The sequence below is a fragment of the Immundisolibacter sp. genome (genome assembly GCF_041625615.1).
Classification (GTDB): domain Bacteria; phylum Pseudomonadota; class Gammaproteobacteria; order Immundisolibacterales; family Immundisolibacteraceae; genus Immundisolibacter.
Map to the genome: position 1 here is coordinate 1 of NZ_JBFJTF010000121.1, position 6927 is coordinate 6927.

A 6927-nucleotide genomic window follows, 5' to 3' on the forward strand; every position below is an offset into this window, starting at 1 on the left:
ACCGGCTCGAAGCCGTCCAGGTAGCGGGGATTGGCCACTTCCAGCTTGCCGCGCACGCTGTCGGTGAGCGCGGCGCGGGTGTCCGGCGGCGCGGTGCCGGCGCGGATGCGTTGGCACAGGGCGGCGTACTGCGCCTGAATGGCCGCGGCCAGGTCGGCATCCGCGTCGACGGTGGCCGGTGCCCCCAGCAGTGTCGCCAGGCGCTCGTGTTCGCGGCGCAGGATGCCCGGCTCCAGCGCCAGTTCGCGGCGCATCATGTCCAGCAGGTTGGCGGCCACCAGGCTACGAAAGCGCAGGCGGTGATCGTGCAGCGTCGGCAGGACTTCGTCGGAGATGAAGCCGCGCACGGCGTCCAGCAGTTCTGGCAGGGTGGGGCGGTCTTGCACGCTCAGTCTCCGGGGTGGCGCGGGTGGCGCGGGTCGAGCAGGCTCAGGATTTCCAGCTCGATCTCGGCCGTCATGCGACCGAGGCTGGCCAGTTCAAGGCTGGGTTCCTGTCCGGACAGGTGACGGCGCGCCTGGGTGACGGTGGCGATGCCCCACTTGAGGTTGGATGCCACTTCGAACCAGTACAGCTCGCGTTCGGTGAACCGGGTGCCGCGGGCGGTGTTGTAGGCATCGAGAAAATCGGCCATGTCACCGACACCGCCGTAGCGGCGGCTTGCCTGTCCGAAGCGCCAGGCGCGGATGGCGCCGAAGGTCAGATCCTCGCCGGGGTGGCCGCGGTGGGCGAACTCCCAGTCCAGTACGCCGACCAGACCCTTCTCGTCGACCACCATGTTGCCGACGCGGTAGTCGCCGTGACACAGCACGGGCGCGGTTTCGGCCGGCATGCGCTCGCGCAGCCAGGCCAGGCCGAGTTCCAGTGCCGGGTACGGCTCATCGACGGCAGCCAGCTCCTGTTCGAGCAGGCGCAAGCCATAGGCGGCCGGTCCTTCGCCCGCCGCCGGGCCGGGCAGGAACGCGGCCTTTTCGGGCGCGATGCTGTGGATGGCGGCCAGTGCCGTGCCCATCTGCGCCGCCAGGCGGCCGCGTGCGGCCTGCAGGCGCGGTTCGCGCACGATGCGCCGGCCGATGGTCTCGCCTTCCAGGCACGCCATGACGAACGCTTCCTTGCCTTCGATGTCCGGCAGGTAGGCGTACGGCTCGGGCACTGGCACACCGGCCTGGTGGGCCAGCGCGATCACGGCGTACTCGTCCGCTCGGCCGAGCGCGGTGGCGAACATGCGCCCGCCAAGGTCCCGGCGCACGATCAGTGCCGGTGCGTCCGCGCCGTCGAGCGCCAGCCGCCAGGCCTGCTGCGAGGCGCCGCCGGCCAGCAGCCTGAGGTCGGCGATGCGCGCCGTGGGGCCGAACCGCTCGGCCAGCCACGGCGCCAGCGCGGCGGTGAGTGTTTGTGTCTCGCTCACGTGTCGCTCCGCTTGGCCGCCTCGCGCAGCAGGCGGATGCCGATGCTGGCGCGGTGTACCTCGGTGGCGCCGTCGTAGATGCGAAAACCGCGGATCTCGCGGTAGAAGTTGGCCAGCGGGAGGTACTCGCTGATGCCGCGCGCGCCACACATCTGCAGGGCCCGATCGACCACGCGGTTGACGGCCTCGGCCACGAACACCTTGGTCATGCTGGTCTCGTGCAGGGCCTTCTCGCCGCGGTCCAGGCACCAGGCGGCCTGCCAGATCATCAGCCGCGACGCGTGCATCTCGATGGCGGATTCCGCCACCAGGCGCTGCATTTCCTGGTGCTGGGCCAGGCGTTTCTTGAACGACTCACGCTGGTTGACGTAGTCCATGGCGATGTCGAGCGCGCGTCCGGCGATGCCCAGCCAGCGCATGCAGTGCGTCAGGCGGCCGGGCCCCAGGCGCAGCTGGGCGTAGTCGTAGCCCTTGCCGATCTCGCCGAGCACCGCGTCGGCACCGACCTTGCAGTCGGCGAAACGTACCTCGCAATGCCCCCCGGGGAAGGCATGATCCAGTGTCGGTGTCAGTGCCGTGATCTCGAAACCGGGGTTGTCGGCATCGACCAGGAACATGGTCGGGCCGTCGTCCGTGCGCGCCATGCAGATGGCGAAGGCGGCGCCGTCGGCACCGCTGATGAACCACTTGTCGCCGTTGATCACCCAGCCGTCGCCGTCGCGCTCCGCGCGCGTGGACAGCATGGACGGGTCGGAGCCGGCACCGGGTGCCGGCTCCGTCATGGCGAAGGCCGAGCGCACCTGGCCGCGGGCCAGTGGTGCGTAGTAGCGCGCCTGCTGTGCGGCCGAACCGACGGCGTGCAGCAGGTGCATGTTGCCTTCGTCCGGGGCCGCGCAGTTGAGCGCCTGCGGGCCGAGCAGGCTGCGCCCGGCGGTTTCGAACACCAGGGCGCTGTCGCGCCAGTTCAGGCCGAGGCCACCGTGGTCGCGCGGCACGCGCGGCGCGAACAGTTCCGCCTCGCGCGCCGCCTGCTGCAGCTCGCCGCGGATGGATTCCAGCCGATGCGGTTCACTCGCGACTTCCGCTTCCCGAGGGATCACGACCTCCTCGACGAACTGGCGTGTCCTGGCGACGAGGGCTTCGGTTTCGGGACTGGGCGAAAAATCAAGCATTGTTTGGGCACCTTCTCGGTCGTGATGGGGCCGCGGCGCGGCGTGTCCAGTGCGGTGCCGCATTCTAGCCCGGGCGGTATGGGGGCTCTGCGGGTGCCAGTGCTGCATCGGTCCGCTGGCGGCCGGGGCGCCGGAATGTTGGCGCTGTGACGCATCGATCTGTGTGAGGTGCCGGCCTTCTGGCACACTGGCCGCCAAGGTTGCGGGAGGTGTCGGGTGGCCAGCCTGAAATCATGATTTCAAACAATGGGCTGAGCGCGTTTTTGGGGTAATTTTCTTCAAGTGGCATGGGAGCTGCTAGGGGGTGTCGTGCGCTGGGATGGATGAATGCCCAGTTTTATTGACCCGGGGATCGGACGGGATGAAACCCATCACTATCGTGTCGAAACAACAATCAGCGCCTTTGCCGCCGCCAGCGAGGGCGCGTCTGAGACCGGCGGATCTGGCCCAACAGTCCTTGGCCCTCGCAGTCAGCCTGGCCCGTAACCTCGATCTGGAGCCGCTGATCGAGCAGTTCTCGCGCAGTGCCGGCGATTATGTGCCGCATGACAGCCTCAGTTTCCGGCATGACGTTGCCGGCAGTGAACAGACCATCCTGATCGGCGCCGCAGGGCGCCACGCGTGTTCGTACCAGTTGACGGTGGAGGACACGAGCCTGGGCACGCTCAGCTTGACGCGCTGTCGGCGGTTCGACGAGACGGAGTTGGCCACGCTGGAGCAGTTGCTCGGCATCATCGTTTATCCGTTGCGCAATGCGTTGCTCTACTACCGTGCCCAGCACGAGGCCGCTACCGATCGCCTGACGGGACTGGCCAATCGCAGCGTGTTTGGCGACGCCCTCGCCCGCGAAATCAGTCGGGCTCAGCGCTACGGTTCGAGTCTGGCGCTGCTGATGGTCGACCTGGACAACCTGAAGCTCATCAATGACCGGCACGGCCACAGCGCCGGTGATCGCGCGCTGCAACAAGTGGCGCAGGCACTGCGTACCAGCCTGCGCGATTCCGACCAAGTGTTTCGCTACGCGGGCGACGAGTTCGCTGTGTTGTTGATTGGCGGAGAGGGCAGCGCGGCGGTCGAAGTGGCCGAGCGGCTGCGCACGCAGGTGGCGGAACTGTCGCCGGAGCCGGTGCCGGTGAGGCCGACGCTCAGCATCGGCGTGTCTAGCCTGCGCACGGACGACGACACGCAGGCCTTGTTCGAGCGTGCCGACACGGCGCTCTATGCGGCCAAGCGCGCCGGTCGCAACTGCGTGTGCAGCACCGATTGAGCCCCGGTCCGGGGTGTGACAGCACCGCGGCGGGCTGTTCTGAGCGGGACGGGGCGCGGTGCGGGACCGCGGCTGGTCGTCGAAGGTAACGGTCCTGGCTGGCGTGATTGCCGCTAGCCGCCGGGCAGGTACACGCTGATGCGTGCCCCGCCCAGTCGGGGTGCGTCGTCGATTTCCAGGCGGCCGCCATACGCGGTGGCGATGTCGCGTACCACGGCCAGTCCTATGCCCTGGCCGGCGACGCGGCGGTCGGCGCGGCTGCCGCGTTCCAGCACTGCCTCGCGTGCTGGTGGTGGCACTCCGGGGCCGTCGTCGTCCACGGTCAGGATCAGTCCCTGCGTGGCGCTGCTTGCCACACTCAGAACTACCCGGTGTTCACACCACTTATAGGCGTTGTCCAGCAGGCAGCCGAGCAGTTCGTACAGATCACCCTCGTCGCCGGCGAACACGTTGCGGCGCGGGTCGTCCAGTTCCGCGCTGACCCCCTTCTCGGCGTAGACCTTGTCCAGGCTCGCCATGATGCGTGTGGCGGTGGGTCCGACGGCGACCGGGGTGGTCAGCGTGGTGCGGCCGGAGGCGGCGGCGCGGCGCGCCTGGTAGGCCAGCGAGGCGTCGATGCTGTCGATGGCTGCGGTCAGCTGCTGGCGCTGTGTTGGCGGGGCATCGGCGGCCGCGTTGCGCAGTACGGCCAGCGGCGTCTTGATGCTGTGTGCGAGGTCGGCCAAGGCATTGCGCTGACGCAGCAACTGCGCCCGTTCGTGACGCAGCAGCGTGTTCAGGCCGTCGGTCAGGGGCGCCAGTTCGCGCGGGTAGCGGCCGCCCAGGTCGTCGCGTTCGCCACGCTCGATGACTTTCAGGTCCGCCGCCACCTCCCGCAAGGGTCGCAGCCCCCAATGCAGGATGAGCATCTGCGTCAGCAGCAGTAGGGCGGCGGCGCCCCCCAGCCACAGCATCAGCGTGGTCTCGAATTGCCCGATCTCGGCCGCCAGCTCGTCCAGCCGTGCTGCCACGGAGAAGGTGAACTGGCGTGCCGGCGCTCCCTGCACTTCCCAGCCGATGCCATAGCTGTAGGCGAGCAGTTGTTCGCCGTCGACCTGCACGCGGCTCCAGGACTCGCGTCCCGGCGCCAGGCCGCGCACGAACGGCAGGTTCAGCCCCAGTAAGGAAGGGGAGCTCCACAGCACCTTGCCGTCGGCGTCGCTGACGGCCGCGTAGCGGCCAGATCCCGGTATCTCCAGCCGGCTCTCGGGCAGGTCGACGGGGAGTTCCAACCCTTCGGGCCGCAGTTCCGCCACCGACAGCAAGGCGAAGATGTCGGTCTTCAGGCGTGCCCGCAAGGCGCCTTCGGCGCTGTCGCGGTAGGCGCGATCCAGGGCCACCGCCGTGGCGCCCAGAAATACCGCCAGCACACCGAGCGAGGCGAGTAGCAGGCGGCGGCGAATGGAATCCACGTCAGGCGCGGCGCAGTGCCAGCCGGTAACCGCGCCCGCGCAGCGTCTCGATCGGTCGCAGGCATTCGTTCGGGTCCAGCTTCAGGCGCAGGCGACGGATGAACACCTCGATCACGTTGCTGTCCCGGTCGGCATCATCGGGGTACAGGTGCTCGGTGAGCTCGGTCTTGGAGACGACCTCCCCGGCGTGCAGTGTCAGGTACTCGAGCAACTGATATTCGTAGGCGGTGAGCTCGAGCTCGGCGTCGTCAAGAAAGGCGCGTTTCTCGCGCGTGTCGAGCTTCAGCGGCGGGCAGGCGATGATGCTGTCGGCCCAGCCGGCGGTGCGTCGGATCAGCGCCCGCAGCCGGGCGATCAGCTCGGCCATCTCGAACGGCTTGACCAGATAGTCATCGGCGCCGGCGTCCAGGCCGGTGACCTTGTCCTGCCAGCGGTCGCGGGCGGTGAGGATCAGGATCGGGTAGCGGCAGCCGCGATCACGCAGACGGCGGATCACCGCCATGCCGTCGCGCCGTGGCAGGCCGAGGTCGATCACCGCCACGTCGTACGGGAATTCCAGACCGTAGTACTCGGCCTCCATGCCGTCACCGGCGCTGTCGGTGACGAAGCCGGCCTGTGCCAGGCCGGCTTCGAGCTGCCGGCGCAGGTGGGCGTCGTCCTCGACAATCAGCACGCGCATGGGGGTGCCCGCGTCAGTCGCGGCGGCGGCGCTCGGAGCGGCCGCGCCGGTTGTCGTACGGGTCGACGTAGCGCTCGCGCACGTAACCGTCCGGGGTGAGTACGCGCACCCGGTAGCCGCGATCGTCGACCGGTTCGGAGGACAGCCCCCGGCCGCGTTCGCCGCGGCGCACGGCGTCGGCCGCGTCGCGCGCGCCGCGGCGGCTGCGGTAACGGTCATCGGCCTGGCCGAGGGGGCGTTCGTCGCGGTCACGTTCGACACGACGGGCATCACGCGGACGCCGCCATGACGGGTCCCGATCGCCGCGATCCCAGCTTCCACGGTCGCGGTAGCGCTGTTCGCCGGAGTCGCGGTAGCGCTCGCCGCGCTCCTGGCCCATCGGCGTGTCGGCGACGGCGCCACCGGCCAGCAGCAACGCCAGCAGGCCGGCGCCCAGGCATCCCCAGCGGGAAGTCTTGTTGATCGGCTGCATCACGGCACTCGCAAGGTCAGTAGTCGCGCGTCGGCTGCACCGCCACACGGACCCGGATCACGTCGCCAGGGTCGTAGTCGGTATAGGTCACGTGTTCGCGGCCGGCATAGACATAGGTTACCCGGTAGCCGTCCAGGCGTTGTTCGGCGCGGTATTCGGTGCGTATATCGCAGCGCTCGCGGACGGTGTAGTAGCCGTCCGCGGCGCGTCGATGGCTGAGGTCACGGCCGATGGACGCACCCAGCACGGTGCCGGCAGCGGTGGCCAGGCCGTGGTGGTGTCGTCCACCCAGTTCGTGGCCCAGTACGCCACCGACGATGCCGCCCAGAATGGTGCCGGTATGCGATCGGTAACCACGCCGCTCCACGTACACCTCCTCGTCCCAGCACTCGCGGTGTGGCTGTTCCACGCGCACGGTGCGGTACATGGGTTCCACGTCAACCACGCGCGCATCCACGTGGTATCGGTCGCGATCGGC

General features: G+C 69.0%; 8 protein-coding genes. 1 reads left to right on the forward strand and 7 read right to left on the reverse strand.

Annotated features, from left to right (window positions below; translation table 11 throughout):
- From ABYX71_RS09420 to ABYX71_RS09430, 3 genes are all read right to left on the reverse strand, one after another.
- On the reverse strand, nucleotides 1–386 hold a 386-nt coding region (locus ABYX71_RS09420), incomplete at its 3' end, for a DUF6285 domain-containing protein (protein ID WP_372696247.1).
- 2 nt (nucleotides 387–388) lie between these two features.
- Nucleotides 389–1408 (reverse strand): phosphotransferase family protein, encoded by a 1020-nt coding sequence (locus ABYX71_RS09425; RefSeq protein ID WP_372696248.1) that lies wholly within the window; start codon nucleotides 1406–1408, stop codon nucleotides 389–391.
- The gene (locus tag ABYX71_RS09430; protein WP_372696249.1) at nucleotides 1405–2580 is read right to left on the reverse strand and encodes an acyl-CoA dehydrogenase family protein; all 1176 of its coding nucleotides are present in this window, start codon (nucleotides 2578–2580) and stop codon (nucleotides 1405–1407) included. The genes ABYX71_RS09425 and ABYX71_RS09430 overlap by 4 nt, the downstream gene beginning before the upstream one ends.
- A 457-nt stretch (nucleotides 2581–3037) precedes the next feature.
- Between ABYX71_RS09430 and ABYX71_RS09435 the strand changes: the two genes are divergently transcribed.
- Complete coding sequence (locus ABYX71_RS09435; protein ID WP_372696250.1) at nucleotides 3038–3847, forward strand: GGDEF domain-containing protein; 810 nt, start codon at nucleotides 3038–3040, stop codon at nucleotides 3845–3847.
- Between the two features lie 113 nt (nucleotides 3848–3960).
- Here the strand turns inward: ABYX71_RS09435 and ABYX71_RS09440 are convergent, their stop codons facing one another.
- The 4 genes from ABYX71_RS09440 to ABYX71_RS09455 form a co-directional block, all read right to left on the reverse strand.
- Nucleotides 3961–5298 carry an ATP-binding protein gene (locus ABYX71_RS09440; RefSeq protein WP_372696251.1) on the reverse strand — a complete coding sequence of 446 codons (1338 nt, stop codon included), beginning with the start codon at nucleotides 5296–5298 and terminating at the stop codon, nucleotides 3961–3963.
- Nucleotide 5299: 1 nt separating this feature from the next.
- Nucleotides 5300–5977: a response regulator gene (locus ABYX71_RS09445; protein WP_372696252.1), complete on the reverse strand. Its 678-nt coding sequence runs from the start codon at nucleotides 5975–5977 to the stop codon at nucleotides 5300–5302.
- Between the two features lie 13 nt (nucleotides 5978–5990).
- Nucleotides 5991–6449, reverse strand: coding sequence for a hypothetical protein (locus tag ABYX71_RS09450; protein ID WP_372696253.1), 459 nt, complete (start codon nucleotides 6447–6449; stop codon nucleotides 5991–5993).
- A gap of 16 nt (nucleotides 6450–6465) precedes the next feature.
- Nucleotides 6466–6927 (reverse strand): glycine zipper 2TM domain-containing protein (locus ABYX71_RS09455; protein WP_372696254.1); only part of this gene is annotated, 462 nt, incomplete at its 5' end.

What these genes read in the sequence shown, in the direction of transcription:
- ABYX71_RS09430 (WP_372696249.1), bottom strand. Translation starts at nt 2,580, where the DNA reads ATGCTTGATTTTTCGCCCAGTCCCGAAACCGAAGCCCTCGTCGCCAGG.
- ABYX71_RS09445 (WP_372696252.1), bottom strand. Translation starts at nt 5,977, where the DNA reads ATGCGCGTGCTGATTGTCGAGGACGACGCCCACCTGCGCCGGCAGCTC.
- ABYX71_RS09450 (WP_372696253.1), bottom strand. Translation starts at nt 6,449, where the DNA reads ATGCAGCCGATCAACAAGACTTCCCGCTGGGGATGCCTGGGCGCCGGC.